Raw genomic sequence first — 21,707 nt, forward strand, 5'->3', positions numbered from 1 at the left:
CGCTCAGGAGCTCGTCAGGACCGAACGAGCAGCTGGAACTCGAAGGAGTAGCGGGACGGCCGGTAGGTGTGGGTGCCGAACTCGACCGCGCGGCCGGTGTCGTCGAAGGTGGTGCGCTGCATGGTGAGCAGTGGTGCCCCCTCCGTCTCACCGAGGCGCTCGGCCTCGGCGGAGGTGGCGGCCCGGGCACCGATGGACTGACGGGCGCTGTGCAGGGTGATTCCGGCGGAGCGCATCAGGCGGTACAGGCCGGTGGCCTCCAGTTGGCCGGTGGCCAGGTCGAGCAGGCCGGGCGGCAGATAGTTGATCAGGTACGCCATCGGCTCGCCGTGCGCGAGCCGCAGCCGCTCCACCCGGTGCACGTCCGAGCCCTCGGTCACCCCCAGGGCGGCCGCAACCTCGGCCGACGCCGCGACAACGCTGTTCACCAGGACCTTCGTCGCCGGGCGCTGCCCGGCCGCCTCGAGGTCGTCGTAGAGACTGCTCAGTTCCAGGGGGCGCTTGACCTGACTGTGCACCACCTGCGTTCCGACACCGCGGCGGCGGACGAGGAGGCCCTTGTCCACGAGGGACTGGATGGCCTGGCGGACGGTTGGCCGGGACAGGCCGAGCCGTGCGGCGAGCTCGATCTCGTTCCCCAGCAGGCTTCCGGGGGTGAGGGTCCCGTGCTCTATCGCGGCCTCGAGCTGCTGGGACAGCTGGAAGTACAACGGGACCGGAGAGCTCCGGTCCACACTGAGCTCCAACGAAAGGGTCGGGTCCATTTCTGGTTTCGGCACGGGGCGAGCGTAGCTCCGTGGCCGGTTGACGGGAAGTTGTGTAGTTCGATTGTCCGGACATGCGCATTGACAGCGCCCGGGGTCGGCCCTCACTTTGATTCCATGCGCATCGGGGTCATCGGTACGGGCCGCATCGGCACCATTCATGCGAACACGCTCAGCCGCCATCGCGACGTCGGCTCGCTGATCCTCACGGACGTGGATCCGGCGCGCGCCCAGGAGCTCGCGCACCGGCTGGGCGAGACCGCCGCGCCGGGGACGGACGAGATCTTCAAGTGGGGCGTGGACGCCGTGGTGATCACGACGGCGACGCCGGCCCATGCCGAACTGATCGGTCGGGCAGCACGCTCCGGGCTCCCGGTGTTCTGCGAGAAGCCCATCGCACTGGACCTGCCGGGCACACTGCAGGCGCTGGCCGAGGTGGAGGCAGCGGGAACGATTCTGCAGATGGGTTTCCAGCGCCGCTTCGACACGGGCTACACCGGTGCCCGTGAGGCGGTGCGCTCGGGACGGCTGGGGCGGCTGCACACGGTCCGCGCGCTGACGTCCGACCAGGCACCGCCGCCGGCGTCATGGCTTCCCCTGTCCGGCGGGCTGTTCCGGGACACGCTGATCCACGACTTCGACATCCTGCGCTGGGTGACCGGACGGGAGGTCGTTCACGTGTACGCGGCCGGGTCCGACGCCGGGCCGTCGATGTTCCGTGAGGCGGGCGACGTGGACACGGGTGCGGCGGTGCTCACCCTCGACGACGGCACCCTTGCCACGGCGACGGCGACCCGGCTGAACGGTGCGGGTTACGACGTGCGCATGGAGCTGGCCGGCGAGCTGGACCAGGTCGTGGTCGGCCTCGACGACCGCACGCCGATCGCGTCCACCGAGCCGACCGGACCACCGGCCGCGGACAAGCCGTGGACGGGGTTCCTGGAGCGCTTCGGCCCCGCGTACGAGGCCGAGCTGTCCGCCTTCGTCGAGGTGGTGCGCGGAGAGCGGCCCAACCCGTGCGACGGGCGCGAGGCACTGCAGGCGCTGCGCATCGCCGAGGCGTGCGAGGTCTCCCGGCGCGAGCGCCGCCCGGTGGCCCTGCCCGAGATCCCCGGCGCGGCCCAGGCCGCACTCCCGTGAACCAGTGCCGTGACAGCGCCGACCACTCCCTGCGGCCATCGGCGAGGCCTGCGCGACCGACGCAAGGGCGGGAGCCGCTGCCGCCCGGCCATCGGTGAGTCTTACGTGACTGACACGACGGCGAGACCCACTCCCGCCGACCGCCGGTGAGGCCTGCACGACCGACGCGAGGGCGGGAGCCACCGGCGCCGGCCATAAGTGGGCCTGCGTGGAAGGCCCCCGGGGAGGCGGCGCGCTGTGTGGGCACCGCTCCCCCGGCCCCGACGGACCCCTGTCCCCGGCGCAGCCCCGCCCCGGGCCGCGGTGCGCCCTCGATGAAGGTCCAGATGAAGGTCCAAGGGCCACCGGCGACCGGTGTTCCGGGCCGCCCGTCGCTGAAACCCTGCGGCCGCGCCGGTTGCCCTACCACCGCACGGGCAGGCTTCGCCTTCCCCGCATCAGCATCCCCGGCAACCACTCACCGGGCGGGCCGTCCAGGGCCAGGCCGGGGGCGCGTTGCAGCAGGGTGCGTATCGCTGTGCGGGCCTCCAGACGGGCCAGCGGGGAACCCAGGCAGAAGTGGATGCCGTGGCCGAAGGCCAGGTGGCCGCGGGTGTCGCGGTGGATGTCGAAGTGCTCCGGCGCGGGGTAACGCGCAGGGTCCCGGTCGGCTGCGGTGAGCCCGATCAGCACCGGCGCGCCCTGCTCGATCGCGGTGCCGGCGATCTCCAGCGGTTCCGCGGCGAAGCGGAACGTGGCGTTCTGCACCGGGCCCTCGTGCCGCAGCACCTCTTCGACCGCGCCGTCGATCAGGCCGAAGTCCGCGCGCAGGGCCGCGAGTTGCTCCGGGTGTGTCAGCAGGGCGTGCACGCCGTTGGTGATGAGGTTGACCGTGGTCTCGTGGCCCGCGACGAGCAGCAGGAAGGCCATGCCGCGCAGCTCCCGCTGCGACAGCCGGTCGCCGTCCTCGGCGGTGGTGCGGATCAGGGCGCTGAGCAGGTCGTCGGCCGGGGCCGCGCGCCGCTTGTCCTCGATCAGCTCGGTGAGATAGGCGCCGAACCGCTCGAAGGCCCGCTCCATGCTCTCCTCGCTGGTCGGCGCGACGACCTCCGTCGACATCTCCCGGAAGACGGCCCGGTCCCGCTCGGGCACGCCGAGCAGTTCGCAGATGACGGTGATCGGCAGCGGATAGGCGAACGCCTCCACGAGGTCGGCGCGGCCGCGCGGCAGCATCGCGTCGAGCAACTCGTCGGTGATCTGCTGGATCCGCGGGCGCATCGCCTCGACGCGGCGCGCGGTGAAGGCCCGGGTGACCAGCGAGCGCAGCCGCGTGTGCTGTGGCGGGTCGCTGGCCAGCATGTGCTTGCCGATCAGCTGCTCCTCGAGGAGTGCCGCGCCGACGCTTCCGACGTCCTTGGCCAGGCGTGGGTCGGCGAGCGCGGCGCGCGCCTCCTCGTACCCGACGACGAGCCAGCTCTCGTATTCCTCGGGCGGAGGCAGCCGCACCCGGTGCACCGGGCCCAGGGCACGCAACTCGGCGTAGACGGAGTGCGGGTCCGCACGGAACCCCTCCCCGTACTCCTTCAGGTCGATCACATCCGACACAACCCCTCCCTCCCGGGACACGAACGGCGTCCCGTGATCGGAGAACGCTCGGGACGGCGGAGAAGTGCCCCCAGGGAGCGTCTTCTTCGAGACATCCCGCGTCGTAGGCGAGCAGGGCGATCTGCACTCGGTTGTCGAGGGTCAGCTTGGCGAGTGTGCGGGAGACGTGGGCCTTGACGGTGGCGACGCTCATGAAGAGCTCCGCAGCCATCTGGGCGTTGGACAGGCCCCGGCCGACCCGGACCGCGACCTCGCGCTCACGGTCGTTGGCCGACCGCCTCCACCGGCTGCCGCCCGGTGTGCCCCCCGACGAGGCCGTGGCCGTGTTCCATCCCGCCGTCACCGCCCATCCGGCCCTCTTCACACGCGGCGGCCTGCGGCCGGGCGGGACGGTCCTGGTCGGCGGGGCGGGGTGCACCGTAGGCAGTGCGCTGGTGGATTTCGCGGCGCGGGCCCACGCGCGCGTGCTCGCGCCGGCCGCTCCGCCGACCACGCTGATGTCCGCGCCCGGGCGCGCAGGAGGCCGGCCCGCCGTACACGAAGGGCGGTTCCCTGCGCCGCTTCGCCGGCGCTCCCATGCGACGGTCGCGGTCCTGGCCGAGGCGGCCGGCGATCAACGAGCTGTCGGCAACCGGCGCGCTGCGCCCGCGCGCCGTGGCATGCCACCCCCTGAGCGCTGCGGCCGACATGCACCGCCGCAGGGAGCGGGAGAAATCCACGGGCGCCGGGTGGTGCTGCGCCCCTGAGCCCGGGTTGGGCGAGCGGACGAGACCTCGGGGCCTCGTCCCCACGGCAACCGGACCGCTGCCCCCACGGCAATCGGACCGCACCACCGCCCTCAACTCCTACGACGGCCGTCGAGCCCCTCCCCCCAGGGCAGTCCGGCCCGGGTTTCGAAGCCGCCGGTCGGGGTCGGTCCGTGCTGGAGGGTGCCGCCTGCCAGGGTGGCCCGTTCCGTCAGGCCGATCAGGCCCTGGCCGGACCCGGGGACGGGGGGAACCTCGCCCTCGGGGGCCGGGTTGCGCACGGACACGACGAGCCCCTCGCCGGGAGCGCCGGTGACCGTCACGGTGACCTCCGTGCCAGGAGCGTGCTTGCGGGCGTTGGTCAGGCCCTCCTGGGCGATGCGGTAGGCGGTGCGGCCCACGGAGGCGGGGACGGCGAGTGCGCCCAGCAGTTGGTCCACGACGGCGAGGGTGTACGGCGTGTGGGGGTCGTGGCGTACGGAGTTCGCGGCTGCCAGGCCGATGGCGACGGCGAGGAGGAAGCAGGAGAAGTCGACGGCCCAGTCGCGGGCAGTGCGCCGGGACCGCCCGGTGCGTCCGGCGTCGGGGTCGAGTTCGTCGGCGACGGCGGACGGCAGCAGCCATCGCCGCCGCGCGAACACCGGCGGCACCTGCGTCGTCGCGTCTCCCGTCACGGCGAACCAATCTACGCAGCGGCGGCACCCGCAGTGCCCCGCGCGGACGCATCGGCGACCAAAGTCGCGGCGGTGTGGACTTCGGACGCGACCGAGGCCACGGGGAGCACACTTCCGGCGCGCCCCACCCGGTCACGGCCGGCAGACCCATGGACTGCCGTCGACCACGGCTCGCGGCCGGAGGCCCGGACGGGCACGGTCCGGGCCTCCGGCTGGTCGCGCCGTTTCCGTTGCGACCGGGGTGGGACTGGAAGATGGGCTCAGCAGCCGAAGTCGATCAGGTCGAACGTGGCGTAGTGGTCGGAGGTGTAGTAGTCCTCCTCGTACTGCTCGCCGGTGACGATGCGCCGGGCGCCGCGAGTCGGGGAGCCGGGGGTGATGACGGTGTACTCGTGGTAGTAGCCGCTCGACTGCCTGGGGAGCACGCCCTCGCGGTTGGAGAAGACGGTCCCGTCCTGCGAGTAGGGGAAGGGGCCGCCCTGGTCGATCAGGTCGAGCGTGTCGTGAGCCTGGGAGGGGAGATCGCCGTAGCAGACACTGCCGACCGAGGTGGCGGCGGCGTCCGCCGTGCCGGCGGAGACGGTGCCGCCGACGAGGAGGGCGGACAGGAGGGCGGCTGCGGCGCCGATACGAGTGGTGCGTGGGGGAAATCTCATGGCCACAGGATGACGCGCGTAGACAATGGCATGTCAACGTCAACCATGGAGAATTCCCCGGCAAGTCTCGTGCGTTTTCAAGGAGTTAACCTGCCGACCGGCACCCTCACCTGATCCTCACAAACAGCGAGCGTGGTGCCCTGCCGGGCAGGGAGCCGTCGGGGTCGAGGAGGCGACGCCCCCTCACGGCCCCGGCGGGTTCATCCGACGTGTGAGGAGAACGGTCCGCCCGTCGGACCCTGCTTGTCGCCGCCCTGGGCCTTCTTCAGGGCGTTGGCGAGGCTTTCGATGGTGAGCGACCGCAGGATGAACGCGGCCTACGTCACGGGTGCGGAGTGGACCGTCGACGGCGGCCACACCGCGTGAACGCGCCACGGGCACACCGCGTGTGCGGCGCGCGGACCGCACCGAGCGTGGGGCGCACCGGTGCTGTCCGGCCGGTGCGCCCCACGGGTCCTTCGGGTGCGGCGTCAGCCGCCCAGTTCCTGGTGGCGGGCCGCCAGCCGGTTCGCGCCGTCCCGCGTGAGGGAACCGAACAGGCGCAGCCGGGAGATGCCTCCGTCCGGGAATATGTCCACGCGCGCGTGCGTGCCCACGGCCGGCGCATGCAGGACGAAGCGGTGGTTGGTGTCGGGCTGGAGCCGGGTGCGGGGCAGGATCTCGGTCCATGCGCCGTCCTCGCCGTCCCGCACGGAGACCGACGCCCAGCCGGCGCTGTTGCCCTTGAGGTACGCCGTGTCGATCTCGATGGCGCGGATCTGCGCCTGGGCCACCAACCGGTAGCGGATCCAGTCGTTGCCCCGATCCCGGCGACGCCGGGTCTCCCAGCCGTCGTCCATCTTGCGGGAGCGGCCGGGCTGGATGGTGTTGGTGGCCGGCGAGTAGAAGAGGTTGGAGGCGTCCTCGACCCGGCCGCCGTTCTCCAGGGCTACGACGTCGAACGTGCCGAGCACCTCCAGCCACTGCGGGTCCGGGACGACTTCGCCGTACACCCGCAGGCGCGCGATGCCCCCGTCGGGGTGCTGCTTGACGCGCAGGTGTGTCAGCCGCTGCTCGGCACTCACCTCGAAGCCGTTGGCCGCGTGGCCGCCCACCGGGGTGCGCGGGACCAGCGTCGTCCACTTGACGTCGTCCGCGAGGAGCTCCTCCGGCGACGGGGAACCCGGCACGGACGTGCCCTCGATCGACACCGCCTGCGGGTAGTTGCCCCGGAAGTGCGCGGTGTCGACGACGACGCCGCGGACCACGCCGGGCGCCCCGAGGCGGATCAGCGCCCAGTCGTGGTCCTCGTCGGTCGGCCAGGGGTGTTGTGCCGAGGCGCCGCGCCGGCGCCGGGTCTCCCAGCCGTCCATGACCTTGCCCTTGTGCCCGAAGTGCTCGGGGTCGAACTCGGCGCGCCCGGGCACCAGCAGGTTCTCGCGCTGGGCGAAGAACTCGTCGTTGGCGGCGACGACTGCGGCGCCGAGCTGCCGGTCGGCCAGGTTCGCGTGGTGGGTGAAGGGGAAGTCGGCGGTGCGGTAGTCCGCGTACGGGTCGCCGCCCGCGTAGGGGTGCGCGTCGCCGGTGAAGCGTGCCGGGCCGGATGGATGCTGCGCCGTCACGGTGATCAGGGATTCCTTTCGGGGTCGGCCGCCGCGGAACGGCAGGATGTCAGTGGGACCTGGTCAGCAGCCGGCCCTTCGGTTCGGTGAAGTCGCCGCCCGCCAGGATGCGTTCGCCGCGCAGCCAGGTGGACTTCACCACCCCGTACAGGGTGCGGCCCGCGTACGCCGTGACGCGGTTGCGGTGCTGAAGGGCGGCCGGGTCCACGGTGAACGTCTCGTCGGGTGCGAGGACGGCGAAGTCCGCGTCGCGCCCGGCCTCGATGGCGCCCTTGCGGTCGAGACCGGCCAGGGCCGCCGTCCGCGCGGACATCCAGCCCGCCACGTCCTCAAGGCCGTGGCCGCGTCCGCGTGCCTCGGTCCAGACCGCCGGCAGGCTCAGCTGCAGTCCGGAGATGCCGCCCCAGGCGGTGGCGAAGTCGTCCGTCTTCAGGTCGGCCGTGGACGGTGAGTGGTCGGTGACCACGCAGTCGATGGTGCCGTCGGCCAGCGCCTGCCAGAGCAGGTCCTGGTTGGCGGCCTCCCGGATGGGCGGGCAGCACTTGAACTCGCTGGCGCCGTCGGGGACTTCCTCGGCGGTGAGGGTGAGGTAGTGCGGGCACGTCTCGACGGTGAGACGTACCCCGTCGGCGCGCGCGTCGGCGATGAGCGGCAGCGCGTCGCCGGAGGACAGGTGGAGCACGTGCACGCGCGCGTGCAGACGCCTCGCCTGTGCGACGAGGTTCGCGATGGCGGTGTCCTCGGCGTCGCGCGGGCGGGAGGCCAGGAAGTCGGCGTACCTGGGGCCGCCGTGCTGCGGGGCGGCGGCGAGGTGCTGGGGGTCCTCGGCGTGCACGATCAGCAGGCCGCCGAACCCGGCGATCTCCGTGAGGGACTGTGCGAGCTGGTCCTGGGTGAGGTGCGGGAACTCGTCCACGCCGGAGGGTGACAGGAACGCCTTGAAGCCGAAGACCCCGGCGTCGTGCAGCGGGCGCAGGTCCTTGACGTTGCCGGGCAGGGCGCCGCCCCAGAAGCCGACGTCGACGTGGGCCTTGTCCCGGGCCACTTCGCGCTTGGTACGGAGGTGGTCGACCGTCGTGGTCGGCGGCAGGGAGTTGAGCGGCATGTCGATCAGGGTGGTGATGCCGCCGGCCGCCGCCGCGCGGGTGGCGGTCCAGAAGCCCTCCCAGTCCGTGCGGCCGGGATCGTTGACGTGCACGTGGGTGTCGACCAGACCGGGCAGCAGGACGTCGTCCCCGAGGTCCTCCAGGCGGGCCCCGGCGGGTGTCTTCGCGTCGTACGGCAGTACGGCCGTGATCGTGCCGTCGGCGACCGCGACCGACGCGGCGCGCATCCCCTCGGGCATGATGACGCGCGTCGAGCGCAGCACCAGTTCAGCGTCGGACACCCCGGACCCCTCTTTCTGCCGCCGTTGACTTCCGGGAAACCGGATTTACACCCATGTAACGGACTTCAACGTTCTGTTGAAGGAGTCTTCACCCGTGCCGCCGCCTCGTCAAGAGGCACACTTCGCGCGGCGCCTCCGGCGAGCACTCTCTGGACGTTTCCACAACGCGAAATTAGAATTCCAGCCAGCAGAACGTGGTTCCGCACGGCCGGGGGGCCGAGCGGCTCCCCGGTAGGCTTTGGCCCTTCCTGCCAGTCGCGAAAGGAACGCGCCGTGCCGACGTCCAGCGCCAGCACCACCGGCTCCGCCAAGTCCTCCGCCAGCGGTGGCGTCCAGTCCCTGGAGCGCGCCTTCGACCTGCTCGAGCGGATGGCGGACGCCGGCGGCGAGGTCGGCCTGAGCGAGCTGTCCGCCAGCAGCGGGCTGCCCCTGCCGACCATCCACCGCCTGATGCGCACGCTGGTGGTCTGCGGATACGTCCGCCAGCAGCCGAACCGGCGGTATGCGCTCGGCCCGCGCCTGATCCGCCTCGGCGAGTCGGCCTCCCGGCTGCTGGGCACCTGGGCCCGCCCCTACCTCGCCCGGCTGGTCGAGGAGACCGGCGAGACGGCGAACATGGCGCTGCTCGACGGCGACGAGATCGTCTACGTGGCGCAGGTGCCCTCCAAGCACTCGATGCGCATGTTCACCGAGGTCGGACGGCGTGTGCTGCCGCACTCCACCGGCGTGGGCAAGGCACTGCTGGCCCACACGCCCGACCACGAGGTGCGCGCCCTGCTCGCCCGCACCGGCATGCCGGCCGCCACGGAGAAGACGATCACCACGCCCGAGGGCTTCCTGACGGCGCTGGAGGACGTACGCCGGCTCGGGTACGCCCTCGACGACAACGAGCAGGAGATGGGGGTCCGCTGCCTCGCGGTCCCGGTGCCCGAATCGCCCACCGCCGCGGCGATCTCCATCTCCGGCCCCGCCGGCCGGGTCACCGAGGCGGCGACGGACAAGATCGTGCCGGTCCTGCAGCAGGTGGCGGCCGAGCTGTCGCAGGCGCTGACGAGTCCGGGACCGGCGGCCTGACCCACATCATGGCGAGCGCCACCGCCCCGGTCCGCGCACCGGCCGGCGGGTCCGGTCACCTCCCGAGCGCGGTCAGCCGTCCGTCCCGCATCGGGCTGCCCGCGATGCGCGCGCGGGCAGAGGCACTGGGCGGGAGGTTCACCGTGGAGTCGGCACCGGGCCAGGGCACGGCGGTGGCGGTCACCCTGCCCTGTCCGCCCGCGGGGCCGGCACCGAAGGAGGACAAGGAGGAGGACAAGGAGGAGGACAAGGAGGACAAGGAAGTCCCATCTGGTGCACATCTGCGCCAAGTTGGGTGTGGAGTCAGGCGCGGTGGCGGTGGCGGTGGCCACCGAACGGGGCGTCATCCGGCGAATTGGGCCTTGAACGCGACCAACGCGACCGTGACGCCCTGAAGACGAACGTCAGGGCGAGGCCGTGACCTTGACGGGCCCGAATGCGACCGGGACCCGGTGAGCCAGAACTTGACGACCCGTCAACGCCGGGGTGACTCCCCGAACAGATCGACCGCGGCGCGCACCTCGGACAGCCCTCGTGCCAGAGCGCTGACGGAGCCGATCGATCCGGCGATCAGCAGCAGGGAGCGACGCAGGCGCGGTGTCTCGGGGACTCCGTGGGTGGCCATCGCGGCGAGGGCGGCGAGTTCGTCCTCGGCGATGGCCCGGTCGGGGAACTCCGCGGGATGAGCTGCGAGTTCACGGCGCAGCCGGGAGACGGCGGTCCGCAGCTCCGCCACCCTCGGGTCCTCTCCGCTGCCCGTCACCGGCCTCTGTCCCAAGCTCCGCAACACAGCCCTCCCCCTCGCACCCCGTTGTGTGCAAGTCCTCGCCGACTCCGCGGGACATCCCTGTGGAGCGGGTCGGGCGCCGGGGGACGCGGGCCAGTAAACGCCACCCGGTGCGGGATGCGCCACCGTGGGGAACGAAATTCAGTCCGCGAAGACCGCGCGGCCGCCGGACGGTCCGGTATGCAGGACGCATGACACACACAGAGGACATCGCCGGGCTGGTGCTGGCCGCCGGTGGGGGGCGGCGGCTCGGCGGGCGGCCGAAGGCGCTGCTCGTACACCGGGGACGGCCGCTCGTGGAGCACGCGGTCGGGGTGCTGCGCGCGGCCGGACTGCGGCGCGTCCATGTGGTTCTCGGGGCCCAGGCCGAGGCGGTACGGCAGCGGGCGGACCTGTCCGGCTGCCTGCTCGTGGACAACCCGCAGTGGGAGCAGGGCATGGGCACGTCGCTGCGGGCCGGTCTCGGCTCGCTCACCGGGACGGGGGTACGGGCGGCCCTGGTCTCGCTCGTCGACCAGCCGGGCATCGGGCCGGAGGCGGTGTCCCGGGTGCTGGCCGCGTACCGGAACGAGACGTCACTGGCCTCGGCCGCGTACGAGGGTGTCCGCGGGCATCCGGTCCTGTTCGGCTCCGCCCACTGGGCGGGCATCGCGGCGACGGCGACGGGCGACCGCGGGGCCCGCGCCTACCTGAAGAGCCACGAGGAGGAGATCACGCTCGTCGAGTGCGCGGACGTGGCACAGGCGTACGACATCGACACGGAAGCCGACCTGGGACACCTCGAGTGAACGGGGTGGCACCGAGCGCCACCTTGCCTCGAGCCGGAGATTCTCGACATCAACAAACCATTGAACTTCCACCATGAGGAAACTAGTATCCACTGATCAGAAGCACCCGGCCGCGCCCCGGGTGCGAAACACCCCATTCGCGCCCCTTGGCATCCAGTGCCACGGCATGGTGGCGATGAACGTGGTTCGCTGAAGAGGCTCCCCGAAGGAAGTGACAGCTCATGTCCGCACCAGCGTCCTCCCCGCTGGCCATCGTCGACGCCGAGCCCCTGCCCCGGCAGGAGGAGGTCCTCACCGACGCGGCGCTCGCCTTCGTGGCCGAACTGCACCGGCGGTTCACTCCGCGTCGCGACGAGCTCCTCGCCCGCCGGACCGAGCGTCGCGCCGAGATCGCCCGCACCTGTGCCCTCGACTTCCTCCCCGAGACCGCCGCGATCCGCGCGGACGACTCCTGGAAGGTGGCCCCGGCCCCGGCCGCCCTGGAGGACCGCCGCGTCGAGATCACCGGTCCCACCGACCGCAAGATGACCATCAACGCGCTCAACTCCGGCGCCCGGGTCTGGCTCGCCGACTTCGAGGACGCCTCCGCCCCCACCTGGGAGAACGTCGTCCTCGGCCAGCTCAACCTGATCGACGCCTACACCCGGAACATCGACTTCACGGACCCGGACTCCGGCAAGACCTACGCCCTGGGCCCCGACGAGCAGCTCGCCACGGTCGTCATGCGGCCGCGCGGCTGGCACCTGAACGAGCGCCACCTCGTCGACGAGCAGGGCACGCCGGTCCCCGGCGCCTTCGTCGACTTCGGCCTGTACTTCTTCCACAACGCCCAGCGGCTGCTCGACCTCGGCAAGGGCCCGTACTTCTACCTCCCGAAGACCGAGTCCCATCTGGAGGCCCGCCTCTGGAACGACGTCTTCGTCTTCGCCCAGGACTACGTCGGCATCCCGCAGGGCACCGTCCGCGCCACCGTCCTCATCGAGACGATCACCGCGGCGTACGAGATGGACGAGATCCTCTACGAACTCCGCGACCACGCCTCCGGGCTGAACGCCGGCCGCTGGGACTACCTGTTCTCGATCGTCAAGAACTTCCGTGACGGCGGAGCGAGGTTCGTGCTGCCGGACCGCAACGCGGTCACGATGACGGCCCCGTTCATGCGGGCGTACACCGAACTCCTCGTCCGTACCTGCCACAAGCGCGGAGCACACGCGATCGGCGGCATGGCGGCCTTCATCCCCTCCCGCCGGGACGCCGAGGTCAACAGGGTCGCCTTCGAGAAGGTGCGGGCCGACAAGGACCGCGAGGCGAACGACGGCTTCGACGGCTCCTGGGTCGCCCACCCGGACCTGGTCCCCATCGCCATGGAGTCCTTCGACCGGGTCCTCGGCGACAGGCCCAACCAGAAGGACCGCCTGCGCGAGGACGTCGACGTCAAGGCGGCCGACCTGATCGCCATCGACTCCCTCGACGCCAAGCCCACCTACGCGGGCCTGGTGAACGCCGTCCAGGTCGGCATCCGCTACATCGAGGCCTGGCTGCGCGGTCTCGGCGCGGTCGCCATCTTCAACCTCATGGAGGACGCGGCCACCGCCGAGATCTCCCGGTCCCAGATCTGGCAGTGGATCAACGCGGGGGTCGAGTTCGAGAACGGCGAGAAGGCCACGCCGGAGCTCGCCCGCAGGGTCGCCGCCGACGAACTCCAGAACATCCGCGCGGAGATCGGCGAGGACGCCTTCGCGGCCGGGCACTGGCAGCAGGCCCACGACCTGCTGCTGCGGGTCGCCCTCGACGAGAACTACGCGGACTTCCTGACGCTGCCGGCGTACGAACAGCTGGCGGGCTGATACGAACGGCCGGTGGACCGAACCGTCACCGGTCCGAGTGGCCCAGGGACTTGCCCGGGGCCACTCGGTCGCGTACGGCCCGTTTCACGGCCGTCGGTTCCGGGAAGCCCTGCTCGCGGCGGTCCCACACCACCTCGTGGTCGACGCGTACGACGAAGACACCACCCGTGCCGGGTTTGAGCGACAGCTCGGCCAGCTCGGCCTCGAACGTGGTCAGCAGCTCCTGCGCCAGCCAGGCGGCACGCGGCAGCCAGCGGCACTGGGTGCAGTACTCGATCTGGACGCGATGGCCCTCTGCTCCGGGGGGGTCCGTCATCCCAGGTGTACCGACCAATCCTGTTCCGCCGCCGGTTTGCCGTGCAGATCGGGGACCCGCTTGAGCCAGTTCGGACGGCCTTGTTGTGTCCGTGCCGCGCGGGCGGCCTCCTCGGCAGCGAGTTCCTCACGGCTCGGGAAGTCGGTGGGCAGCCACTGTCCGGACGCCTCCACCCGCGCGGCGAGGTAGCCGGCGTAGGCGGCCCGGACCGCGTCGGGCGTCGCGAAGCCCGGTTCCTCGGTGAGCCAGGCGTCGGGCACCTCCGCCAGGATGTCTCGCAGGAGTTCCCCGGTCACCCGGGGCGCCAGTTCGGCGTCGGCGGCCCGCACGTCCGGGGCGTAGTGGCCCAGGGCGTGGTGCCGGAAGTCGTACGCCTTCCCCGGGTCCGAGGTGTCCCAGCGGTGGTGGAAGACGAGGGCGGCGCCGTGGTCGATGAGCCACAGGTGCGCCGGCGCCGTGCCGAAGGTGGGCCAGATCATCAGGTTCGAACTGTGCACCGTCCGGTCGACGTTGACCGTGAGCGCGTCGAGCCAGACGATCTTCCCGGCCTCCAGCGGGTCGACCCGGAAGGTCCTGGCGGCCTCGGGCGTGAAGTCCCTCGCACCCGGCAGATAGTCCATCCCGAGGTTCACGCCCTCGCTGGCGTTCAGCAGGTCGCGCACCTCCTGGTGCGGCTCGTGCCCGGCGATCGCCGGGTCGAAGTGCACCAGGACCAGCTCGGGGAAGCGCAGCCCGAGCGCCCGCGCCAGCTCACCGACGATCACCTCGGCGACCAGCGCCTTGCGGCCCTGTGCGGAGCCGGTGAACTTCACGACGTACGTGCCCAGGTCGTCGGCCTCGACGACCCCGGGCACGGAGCCGCCGGACCGCAGCGGGGTCACGTATCGAACGGCAGTCACGTCGCGCAGCACATCGGCCAGGGTACGCCAGGCGGCCTTGCGGCCGATCGGCATTTACGCGCTGACCAGAGGGTTCGGCAGCGGCAGATAGCGGGCGTCGGCGCCGTCCGCTCCGAGCCAGCGCAGCAGCAGGTTCGTCTTGCCGGGCAGGGTGGGCGCGGTGAGCAGGCCGGTGATCTCGGGCAGGTCGTGGCGGGCGAGCTCGCGGCGGGCGGCCGGCCAGGGATCCAGTCCGGGCCGGCGTTCGGCCAGTGCCGCGCCCACCTCGGCGAGGTGGTTGACGACCAGGCAGTACACCAGGCGCTCCCACCCGGCGGCCCGGGACACCTCGGGGAGCAGCTTGACGCCCTCCGCGTCCCGGAACAGCGCCTGCACGGGGATGCCGTCGGGGTCGACGGCGACCAGCGAGTTCTGCAGATGGGCTTCGAGGACGACGCCGTGCCGCGCGAACGCCCCCAGCACCGGGGGCACGACCTGGCGCAGGTAAGCCTCCCACCACACCGCCGCATCCGCCGGGCCGTCGAGCGGACTGCCGTCGAAGCCCTCGACCAGGGCCGCGGCCAGCAGCGGGGTCGCACCGGGCCGGACGTGGCCGCGCAGTCCGTCCCGGACCACCACCGCGAGTTCCTCGAAGGCGAAGGCGGCGGTGCGGTAACCGCGGTCGCTCAGCCAGGCCGCCGGCCCGCCCAGGTCGGCGAAGGCGGCCACGGCCGCCGTGTCCGTGCGGCGCAGTTTCAGCAGGTCGTGGCGCCACAGCCGCCGTACGTCGTTGGTGATGCGCACATCGAGGCTGAACTTGAGGAAAAGGTCCGCGCCGGGTGCGTGGACCGTGCGGATCGCCGCCGTCGGCCAGACGTCGAAGGCGGTCCGGCCCAGCCGTACCAGGCGGCCGTCGGCGAAGGCCTCCGCGAGGTCCCGGCCGGCCAGGTCGAGCTGCCAGGGGTGGGCGGGCAGCAGCCGGTAGCCGGGCGGGGCCTGGCCGAGGGTGTCGAGCGCCGAGGTGTCGCCCTCCTCGACGACCAGGTCCTCGCGCACCCCGAGCAGCACCAGCGGGAAGCGGGTGTGCGCCTCGGGCGCGTACGGCAGCCAGGCGGCGACGGGGCCGCCGCCGCGGGCCTTGGGTGCGGGGTGGTACGGATGACCGGTGACGAGGGACTGCTCGGACCGCAGATACGGGTCCTCGGGCGGCACCGTGCGGGCGCGCGCGGCGAGCAGGGCGGCCACCGCGTCGCGGCTGTCGATCATCTCGGCGGGCAGTTCGTCGTTGGACAGGCCCGTGTGCCGCCGCAGCTCGTCGGCCACCAGTTTCACCAGCTCCGTGTGGTCGACCCGGTGCCAGGCGCCGTCCGCGTGGACCTCGGGTTCGGCGGGCCGCCGCCCGCCGCGTACCCGCAGCAGCCGGCCGCCGCCCGGCAGCCGGTACACCCGCCGTCCGCCCGGCTCCGGGTGCGGCTGCGCCACCTCGCGGATCAGGCAGTTCAGCAGGGGCGCGGCCGCGTACGCGTCGGCGCGCTCCGCGACGTCGTCGCTGGGGGGCATGTGCTCCACGCGTTCCATTCGTTCCATACGTCCACACGGTGGGATGGTGATCAGTATGTCTGGCCCGCAGCCGCTACCGTGAGGCCCGACCCGTACCCGAGGAGCCCGACCGTGCACCGTCCCCCCACCGCCGAGGCGGAGGTCGCCGGGGAACTGGCCGCCGTGCGCCCCGGCCTCGTGCCACGGTACGCGGCCGAGCTGCCCGGCGCCCGGGCGGCGGTGCTGTCCCGGCTGTGGCGCGCGCTGGCGTACGAACCGCTGCCGTGGGTCGTGCGGCGCGAGCCCGCCGGGCCGGAGCTGGTCCTGCGGCTGGCCGACGGCCGCCGGCTGCACGGCCCTCGGGCGGATCCGTACGCCACCGCCGCGCACGTCACCGTCGTACGCCTCGGTGAGGAGCCGTACGACGATCCGGCCCGTCTGGTGACGGATCTGTCCGTGCCGCACGGCACGGCGCTGGCCGCCGAACTCGGTCACAGCGTGGCCTCGTTGGCGCTGTCGCGGGCCGATCGGCCGCCGGGTGAGAGGGACCGGCAGACACACCCGGAAGAGTGGCCGGGCGAGGACTGGGAGTGGGAGCAGAGGGTGGTCGACGGCCATCCCTTCCACCCCAACTGCCGTTCCCGGCCCGGATTCTCGGTGGCCGAGCAGCTCGCGTACGGGCCGGAGCACCGGCCCGTGGTGGACCTGTGTCTGGTCCCGGTCCGGGCGGCCGAGTGCCTGGTGACGGGGACATGGCCGGAGGGACTGCGGGACGGCGAGCGGCTGCTGGTCCCGGTGCACCCCTGGCAGGCGGCGCACGTGCTCAAACGGGCCTGCGAGGGCGGCACGATCACCGCGCATCCGCTGATGTCCCTGCGCACCCTGGCGCTGCCCGGCGGACCGCACGTCAAGACCGCGCTCAGCGCCCGGCTGACGTCGTCGGTGCGGGACATCTCGGTCGCCTCGGTCGCCGCGTCGGCGACCCTGTCGGCCTTCGCGGAGGACCTGGCGGCCCGCACCGACGGCCTGCTGCACATCACCCGCACGCTCGGCGGCGCCACGGCCCACTCCCCCGACCTGGCGGCACTGTGGCGCGAGGCGCCCCACGAGTACGCGGCGCCGGGGGAGCACGTACTGCCGGTGGCCGCCCTCGCCACCACCGGCCTGCCGGACTCCCCCGCGTGGCTGGCCGGTTTCGCGCGCCTCGCGCTCGCGGTCTGCCTGCGACTGCTGGAGCTGGGCGTGGCCCTGGAGGCGCACGGGCAGAACCTTCTCGTGGTGCTGTCCGAGGCGGGCGCGCCCCTGCGGCTGGTCTACCGCGACCTCGCCGACATCCGGGTCAGCCCGGCCCGCCTCGCCGCGCACGGCGTCCCCGCGCCGCGGCTGCCCGAGCGGAACCTGACCGACGACCCGACGGCCCTGCGGCGCAAGTTGTTCGGCTCGCTGGTCGCGGGCGCCCTCGCCGGAACGGCGGGCTCGGCACCGGCCTTGCGTACCGCACTGGAGACGGCCGTACGGGACCTTCCGCGCACCGCGGACCTGGTGGCACTGTGTGAAGAGCCGCTCCCCGCCAAGGCGTTGACGCTGATGCGGCTGTCCCCTGGAACGCCCGGTGACCTGTGGACCGAGCTGCCCAACCCGCTCGTTTTGGAGCACGGCACATCTGGTCAATAAGATCCGCCGATGATCACAAGACAACGGCTGGCGGCAGGGGTCTGTGCTCTGCTCGCCGCCCTGACGGCCGGGGTGGCCTTTCCCACGGCGGCAACAGCCGGCGAGCCGGACGGCCAGGCCGCTCCGAAGGTCGAACTCGTCCTGGACGTCAGCGGTTCCATGCGCACCCGGGACATCGACGGCGGTACGCGGATGGCGGCGGCCAAGCAGGCGTTCAACGAGGTGCTCGACGCCACGCCCCAGGAGGTCCAGCTGGGCATCCGCACCCTCGGTGCCAACTACCGCGGCAACGACCGCCAGACGGGTTGCAAGGACACCGCGCAGCTCTACCCGGTCGGCCCGCTGAACCGCACCGAGGCGAAGACGGCGGTCGCCACGCTGGCACCGACGGGCTGGACCCCGATCGGGCCCGCGCTGCAGAAGGCGGCCGCGGACCTCGACGGCGGTGACGGCACCCGGCGTATCGTCCTGATCAGCGACGGCGAGGACACCTGCCAGCCGCTGGACCCCTGCGAGGTGGCCCGCGAGATCGCGGCCAGGGGCATCGGCCTGACCATCGACACCCTCGGCCTGGTTCCGGACGCCAAGACCCGTGACCAGCTCAGCTGCATCGCGGACGCGACCGGCGGCACCTACACCTCCGTCCAGCACAAGGAGCAACTGACCGACCGCGTCGACCAGTTGGTGCACCGGGCGGCGGACCCCGTGGTGACGCCGGTCGCCACCGAGGGCGCTGCCGACTGCACCAAGGCACCGGCGCTGAAGTCCGGTCTGTTCACCGACCGTGAGCAGTTCGGGCAGCAGCGCTGGTACCGGGTGGACGTGAAGCCGGGTCAGGAGCTGCGCGCATCGGTCGGCGTCGCCGCCGACCGTGCCGTCAACCCCGACTACGGAGTGCTGCTGCGGGCCGTGACCAGGTCCGGGCGCGAGATCGTGCGCGGCGAGTCGGCGGGCAACGGCCGTACGGACGTGATCTCGACGGGTCTGCGCTACCCGAAGCCCAAGAGCGACGACGACAACGCGCCCGCCGAGAGCGTCTGCCTGCAGGTCACGAACGCCTTCTCGGCGGGGCCCGGGGTGAAGACCGCACCGGGTCTGCCGCTGGAGCTGACCGTCGACGTGGTGGACGGGCCGAGCAAGGCGAGCGATGTCGCCTCCTTCGGCCTCGGCCGCGGCTGGTGGCTGCTCGGCGCCCTGGTGCTGACCGGCTTCGTCGCGGGTCTGCTGTGGGGCTGGCTGTCGCGCTGGCGGGTCGCCGTCTGGAGGACGAACTGATGCATATCACACGTGTGCTGGGTGCCGCGCTGCTGGCGCTCGGACTGGCCGCGGGCCCGGCGGCCGCCGACTCCTCGCCCTCGGCGTCGTCGAGCCCTTCCGGCGACGGCAAGGCGCCGAGCGAGGCGGGTACCTCGTTCCGTACGGCGACGGAGATCGAGCAGGGGCAGCAGGCCACCGCGACCGGCTCCACCGGGGACTACCTGTACTGGTCGTTCCCGGCGGACGCCGGTCAGCGCCCCACGGTCAGGGCGACGGTGAAGCTGCCGCAGAACCACTCCCCCCAGACCTGGCAGATCGACGTCTACGACGGACTGCGCCGCCGCCAGTCCTGCCAGTACGGCGCGCAGACCCACACCGCCGCCCAGGGCGCGGCCTCCGTCGGCCTGGCCTGCACCCTGCGCACGGTCCGCGCCTGGTCCGAGCCGTGGGCCAACGACCCGCTGCCGGGCACGTACTACGTCCGGCTGACGGTGGTCGGTCTGCAGGCGTCCGACCTGGGTCTGCCGGTCGGCGCCGAGGTGAAGGTCGACGCCAAGGACATCGGCGGCGCGGCCGCGGTGGACGGCTCGCTGGCGAAGCCTCTGGTGCCGGGCATAGCCGTCAAGTCCGAGAGCGCCGGTGGTGGGGACGGTTCGACGAAGTCGGCCGTGCTGTCGGCCGTCGAACCGGACGACGGCTGGTCCTCCGGCTGGTGGTCCGACCGGTGGGTGTGGACCGCGATCGGCGGCGCGCTGGCCGCGCTCGCGGGAGTCGGCGGGTATGCGCTGACCCGCGGATCCGGAAGGCCCTCGCGGGTACCGCCGGGCGCCTGAGCCGTCGCAAGGAGAAGGCCCGCCGCGGCGGGCCTTTTTCATGCCTCCCGCAGGGCTTCATGCCTCCCGCAGGGCTTCATGCCCGCAGGGCCTTGGCGACCGTGCCGTCCCCGCTCACCTCGACACGTCCGTCCCGGACCGCCTGCGCCAGGCTCGTCTCCCCCCGGCTCACGGCCGCGCACGTGCCGGAGTCGAGCGTCAGCCGGGCGTCCGGCTCCCCGGGCGCGGGCCCGTCGCCGTACACGGGGCCTTCCCGGTCACCGACGTGGAGGTGGAAGACCCCCTCCTCCAGCCGGACTTCGACGAGTCCGTCTCCGTCCAGCAGGCGCAGCAACGGCAGCGCGAACCAGTGGGCGCGCACCGCGTCGGTTGGCCGCCGCTCCCCCAGCTCGGCCTGGCCCCAGGTGCCCAGCGCCTGCAGTACCGGCAGCAACTCCCGCCCTCGTGAGGTGAGTTCGTACACATAGGCGGCCCCCGGCGGCGGCAGCCTGCGCCGGGTGGCCAGTCCGTCCCGCTCCATGTCCTTCAGCCGCGAGGCGAGCACGTCCGTACTCACGCCGGGCAGGTCGGCATGCAGGTCCGTGTAGCGACGGGGACCGGCGAGCAGTTCGCGGACGATCAGCAGGGTCCAGCGGTCGCCGACGAGGTCGAGGGCGCGGGCTGCGGAACAGTACTGGTCGTAGCTACGGCGCGGTGACATGCGACGCAGTCTAGACGCGTTGTTGGACTTTCCAAGCCGCTACTTGGTAAAACCAAGCAACACCAGTGAGGGGAAGCGGCGCATGGAATTCCGGCAGTCGAGCAAGCTCAGCGAGGTCTGTTACGAGATCCGCGGCCCGGTGATCGAGCACGCCAACGCACTGGAGGAGGCCGGGCACAGCGTGCTGCGCCTGAACACCGGCAATCCGGCCCTCTTCGGTTTCGAGGCGCCGGAGGAGATCCTCCAGGACATGATCCGGATGCTGCCCCAGGCGCACGGGTACACCGACTCGCGCGGCATCCTCTCCGCCCGCCGGGCCGTGGCCCAGCGCTACCAGAACCTGGGCCTGGAGGTGGACGTCGACGACGTCTTCCTCGGCAACGGCGTCTCGGAGCTGGTGTCGATGGCCGTACAGGCGCTGCTGGAGGACGGCGACGAAATCCTCATCCCGGCACCGGACTTCCCCCTCTGGACGGCGGTCACGACCCTGGCCGGGGGCAAGGCCGTCCATTACCTGTGCGACGAGCAGGCCGACTGGTACCCGGACCTGGACGACATGGCGTCGAAGATCACCGACCGCACGAAGGCCGTCGTGATCATCAATCCCAACAACCCGACCGGCGCGGTCTATCCGAAGGAGATCCTGGAGGGCATCCTCGACCTCGCCCGCCGCCACGGTCTGATGGTCTTCGCCGACGAGATCTACGACCAGATCCTCTACGACGACGCCGTGCACCACTCCACCGCCGCCCTCGCCCCCGATCTTGTGGTCCTCACCTTCTGCGGCCTGTCGAAGACGTACCGCGTGGCGGGCTTCCGCTCGGGCTGGCTGGTGGTGACCGGTCCCAGGCAGCACGCGAAGGACTATCTGGAGGGCCTGACCATGCTGGCCTCCATGCGGCTGTGCGCCAACGCGCCCGCACAGTACGCGATCCAGGCCGCGCTCGGCGGCCGGCAGTCCGTCCGGGACCTCACGGCACCGGGCGGCCGGCTGTACGAACAGCGGGACCGTGTCTGGGAGAAGCTGAACGAGATCCCCGGCGTGACGTGCGTGAAACCCAGGGGCGCGCTCTACGCCTTCCCTCGCCTCGATCCCAAGGTGCACCGGATCCACGACGACGAGAAGTTCGTCCTGGACCTCCTGCTGCGCGAGAAGATCCAGGTCGTCCAGGGCACCGGCTTCAACTGGCCCGCCCCCGACCACTTCCGCATCCTCACCCTGCCGCACGCGGACGATCTGGAGGCGGCGATCGGGCGGATCGGGCGGTTCCTCGGCGGGTACCGGCAGTAGCGGCCGCCGCCGTCCGCGGGCATCGCCGTCCGCGGCCGCCACCGTCTGCGGGCGCCACCGTCCGCGGCCGCCACCGTCCGCGGGCGCCGCCATCCGCGGGCGCCGCCATCCGCGGGCGCCGCCATCCGCGGGCATCGCCATCCGCGGGCGCCACCGTCCGCGGGCATCGCC

19 protein-coding genes and 3 pseudogenes are annotated in these 21,707 nt (G+C 72.3%); 9 read left to right on the plus strand and 13 right to left on the minus strand.

The features are described from left to right. Positions 1-14: 14 nt before the first annotated feature. Positions 15-764, minus strand: coding sequence for a GntR family transcriptional regulator (locus tag AB0A61_RS34380; protein ID WP_361301367.1), 750 nt, complete (start codon positions 762-764; stop codon positions 15-17). Between the two features lie 117 nt (positions 765-881). Between AB0A61_RS34380 and AB0A61_RS34385 the strand changes: the two genes are divergently transcribed. Continuing rightward, positions 882-1,904: a Gfo/Idh/MocA family oxidoreductase gene (locus AB0A61_RS34385; RefSeq protein WP_361301312.1), complete on the plus strand. Its 1,023-nt coding sequence runs from the start codon at positions 882-884 to the stop codon at positions 1,902-1,904. A gap of 402 nt (positions 1,905-2,306) precedes the next feature. On the opposite strand, the gene AB0A61_RS34390 is transcribed toward AB0A61_RS34385, so the two are convergent. From AB0A61_RS34390 to allB, 7 genes and pseudogenes are all read right to left on the minus strand, one after another. Beyond that, positions 2,307-3,488, minus strand: coding sequence for a cytochrome P450 (locus AB0A61_RS34390; RefSeq protein WP_361301315.1), 1,182 nt, complete (start codon positions 3,486-3,488; stop codon positions 2,307-2,309). 79 nt (positions 3,489-3,567) lie between these two features. After that, positions 3,568-3,756: pseudogene (locus tag AB0A61_RS34395) on the minus strand (LuxR C-terminal-related transcriptional regulator); the annotation flags it as partial. Positions 3,757-4,326: 570 nt separating this feature from the next. Then, a complete protein-coding gene (locus tag AB0A61_RS34400; protein WP_361301318.1) occupies positions 4,327-4,908 on the minus strand; it encodes a hypothetical protein in 582 nt (193 codons plus the stop codon). Positions 4,909-5,168: 260 nt separating this feature from the next. Next, positions 5,169-5,564 (minus strand): ribonuclease domain-containing protein, encoded by a 396-nt coding sequence (locus AB0A61_RS34405; RefSeq protein ID WP_361301320.1) that lies wholly within the window; start codon positions 5,562-5,564, stop codon positions 5,169-5,171. A gap of 200 nt (positions 5,565-5,764) precedes the next feature. Next, positions 5,765-5,872 (minus strand): annotated as a pseudogene (locus AB0A61_RS34410) (AIM24 family protein); the annotation flags it as partial. A 162-nt stretch (positions 5,873-6,034) separates the two neighbouring features. Then, positions 6,035-7,165 (minus strand): allantoicase, encoded by a 1,131-nt coding sequence (alc, locus tag AB0A61_RS34415; protein ID WP_361301323.1) that lies wholly within the window; start codon positions 7,163-7,165, stop codon positions 6,035-6,037. A gap of 49 nt (positions 7,166-7,214) precedes the next feature. Beyond that, positions 7,215-8,552, minus strand: a complete 1,338-nt coding sequence (gene allB, locus AB0A61_RS34420; RefSeq protein ID WP_361301326.1) for an allantoinase AllB — start codon at positions 8,550-8,552, stop codon at positions 7,215-7,217. 273 nt (positions 8,553-8,825) lie between these two features. Between allB and AB0A61_RS34425 the strand changes: the two genes are divergently transcribed. Both AB0A61_RS34425 and AB0A61_RS34430 read left to right on the plus strand, forming a co-directional pair. Continuing rightward, complete coding sequence (locus AB0A61_RS34425) at positions 8,826-9,626, plus strand: IclR family transcriptional regulator (protein ID WP_361301329.1); 801 nt, start codon at positions 8,826-8,828, stop codon at positions 9,624-9,626. 246 nt (positions 9,627-9,872) lie between these two features. Further along, a pseudogene (locus AB0A61_RS34430) lies at positions 9,873-9,992 on the plus strand (DNA-binding response regulator); the annotation flags it as partial. A 109-nt stretch (positions 9,993-10,101) separates the two neighbouring features. On the opposite strand, the gene AB0A61_RS34435 reads toward AB0A61_RS34430, so the two are convergent. Beyond that, a complete protein-coding gene (locus AB0A61_RS34435; protein WP_361301332.1) occupies positions 10,102-10,416 on the minus strand; it encodes a DUF5955 family protein in 315 nt (104 codons plus the stop codon). A 188-nt stretch (positions 10,417-10,604) separates the two neighbouring features. Between AB0A61_RS34435 and AB0A61_RS34440 the strand changes: the two genes are divergently transcribed. Continuing rightward, complete coding sequence (locus AB0A61_RS34440; protein ID WP_361301335.1) at positions 10,605-11,201, plus strand: nucleotidyltransferase family protein; 597 nt, start codon at positions 10,605-10,607, stop codon at positions 11,199-11,201. 221 nt (positions 11,202-11,422) lie between these two features. Continuing rightward, positions 11,423-13,048 carry a malate synthase A gene (gene aceB / locus AB0A61_RS34445; protein ID WP_361301338.1) on the plus strand — a complete coding sequence of 542 codons (1,626 nt, stop codon included), beginning with the start codon at positions 11,423-11,425 and terminating at the stop codon, positions 13,046-13,048. A 25-nt stretch (positions 13,049-13,073) separates the two neighbouring features. Here aceB and AB0A61_RS34450 read toward each other — a convergent pair whose 3' ends face one another. The 3 genes from AB0A61_RS34450 to AB0A61_RS34460 are packed head-to-tail and all read right to left on the minus strand — an operon-like array spanning position 13,074 to position 15,820. After that, positions 13,074-13,364, minus strand: coding sequence for a SelT/SelW/SelH family protein (locus tag AB0A61_RS34450; protein WP_361301339.1), 291 nt, complete (start codon positions 13,362-13,364; stop codon positions 13,074-13,076). Beyond that, complete coding sequence (locus AB0A61_RS34455; RefSeq protein ID WP_361301370.1) at positions 13,361-14,275, minus strand: HipA family kinase; 915 nt, start codon at positions 14,273-14,275, stop codon at positions 13,361-13,363. Before AB0A61_RS34455 ends, AB0A61_RS34450 begins: the two co-directional genes overlap by 4 nt. Positions 14,276-14,317: 42 nt before the next feature. Continuing rightward, a complete protein-coding gene (locus AB0A61_RS34460) occupies positions 14,318-15,820 on the minus strand; it encodes an IucA/IucC family protein (RefSeq protein WP_361301373.1) in 1,503 nt (500 codons plus the stop codon). Positions 15,821-15,913: 93 nt separating this feature from the next. Between AB0A61_RS34460 and AB0A61_RS34465 the strand changes: the two genes are divergently transcribed. The 3 genes from AB0A61_RS34465 to AB0A61_RS34475 are packed head-to-tail and all read left to right on the plus strand — an operon-like array spanning position 15,914 to position 19,545. After that, positions 15,914-17,455 carry an IucA/IucC family protein gene (locus AB0A61_RS34465; RefSeq protein WP_361301341.1) on the plus strand — a complete coding sequence of 514 codons (1,542 nt, stop codon included), beginning with the start codon at positions 15,914-15,916 and terminating at the stop codon, positions 17,453-17,455. Between the two features lie 9 nt (positions 17,456-17,464). Continuing rightward, a complete protein-coding gene (locus tag AB0A61_RS34470; protein ID WP_361301343.1) occupies positions 17,465-18,730 on the plus strand; it encodes a VWA domain-containing protein in 1,266 nt (421 codons plus the stop codon). Beyond that, complete coding sequence (locus AB0A61_RS34475; protein WP_361301346.1) at positions 18,730-19,545, plus strand: hypothetical protein; 816 nt, start codon at positions 18,730-18,732, stop codon at positions 19,543-19,545. Before AB0A61_RS34470 ends, AB0A61_RS34475 begins: the two co-directional genes overlap by 1 nt. A 76-nt stretch (positions 19,546-19,621) precedes the next feature. Here AB0A61_RS34475 and AB0A61_RS34480 read toward each other — a convergent pair whose 3' ends face one another. Further along, positions 19,622-20,245, minus strand: coding sequence for a winged helix-turn-helix transcriptional regulator (locus tag AB0A61_RS34480; RefSeq protein ID WP_361301349.1), 624 nt, complete (start codon positions 20,243-20,245; stop codon positions 19,622-19,624). Positions 20,246-20,327: 82 nt separating this feature from the next. Between AB0A61_RS34480 and AB0A61_RS34485 the strand changes: the two genes are divergently transcribed. After that, positions 20,328-21,536: a pyridoxal phosphate-dependent aminotransferase gene (locus tag AB0A61_RS34485; protein WP_361301352.1), complete on the plus strand. Its 1,209-nt coding sequence runs from the start codon at positions 20,328-20,330 to the stop codon at positions 21,534-21,536. The last annotated feature ends 171 nt before the right edge of the window (positions 21,537-21,707 follow it).

Origin of the sequence: Streptomyces sp. NPDC046197 (assembly GCF_040646295.1) — a bacterium.
In the GTDB taxonomy this organism is placed as follows: Bacteria; Actinomycetota; Actinomycetes; order Streptomycetales; family Streptomycetaceae; genus Streptomyces.

What these genes read in the sequence shown, in the direction of transcription:
- AB0A61_RS34380 (WP_361301367.1), bottom strand. Translation starts at nt 764, where the DNA reads ATGGACCCGACCCTTTCGTTGGAGCTCAGTGTGGACCGGAGCTCTCCG.
- AB0A61_RS34480 (WP_361301349.1), bottom strand. Translation starts at nt 20,245, where the DNA reads ATGTCACCGCGCCGTAGCTACGACCAGTACTGTTCCGCAGCCCGCGCC.
- AB0A61_RS34440 (WP_361301335.1), top strand. Translation starts at nt 10,605, where the DNA reads ATGACACACACAGAGGACATCGCCGGGCTGGTGCTGGCCGCCGGTGGG.
- AB0A61_RS34475 (WP_361301346.1), top strand. Translation starts at nt 18,730, where the DNA reads ATGCATATCACACGTGTGCTGGGTGCCGCGCTGCTGGCGCTCGGACTG.
- AB0A61_RS34485 (WP_361301352.1), top strand. Translation starts at nt 20,328, where the DNA reads ATGGAATTCCGGCAGTCGAGCAAGCTCAGCGAGGTCTGTTACGAGATC.
- AB0A61_RS34450 (WP_361301339.1), bottom strand. Translation starts at nt 13,364, where the DNA reads ATGACGGACCCCCCCGGAGCAGAGGGCCATCGCGTCCAGATCGAGTAC.
- AB0A61_RS34470 (WP_361301343.1), top strand. Translation starts at nt 17,465, where the DNA reads ATGATCACAAGACAACGGCTGGCGGCAGGGGTCTGTGCTCTGCTCGCC.
- AB0A61_RS34460 (WP_361301373.1), bottom strand. Translation starts at nt 15,820, where the DNA reads ATGGAACGCGTGGAGCACATGCCCCCCAGCGACGACGTCGCGGAGCGC.
- AB0A61_RS34405 (WP_361301320.1), bottom strand. Translation starts at nt 5,564, where the DNA reads ATGAGATTTCCCCCACGCACCACTCGTATCGGCGCCGCAGCCGCCCTC.
- aceB (WP_361301338.1), top strand. Translation starts at nt 11,423, where the DNA reads ATGTCCGCACCAGCGTCCTCCCCGCTGGCCATCGTCGACGCCGAGCCC.
- AB0A61_RS34385 (WP_361301312.1), top strand. Translation starts at nt 882, where the DNA reads ATGCGCATCGGGGTCATCGGTACGGGCCGCATCGGCACCATTCATGCG.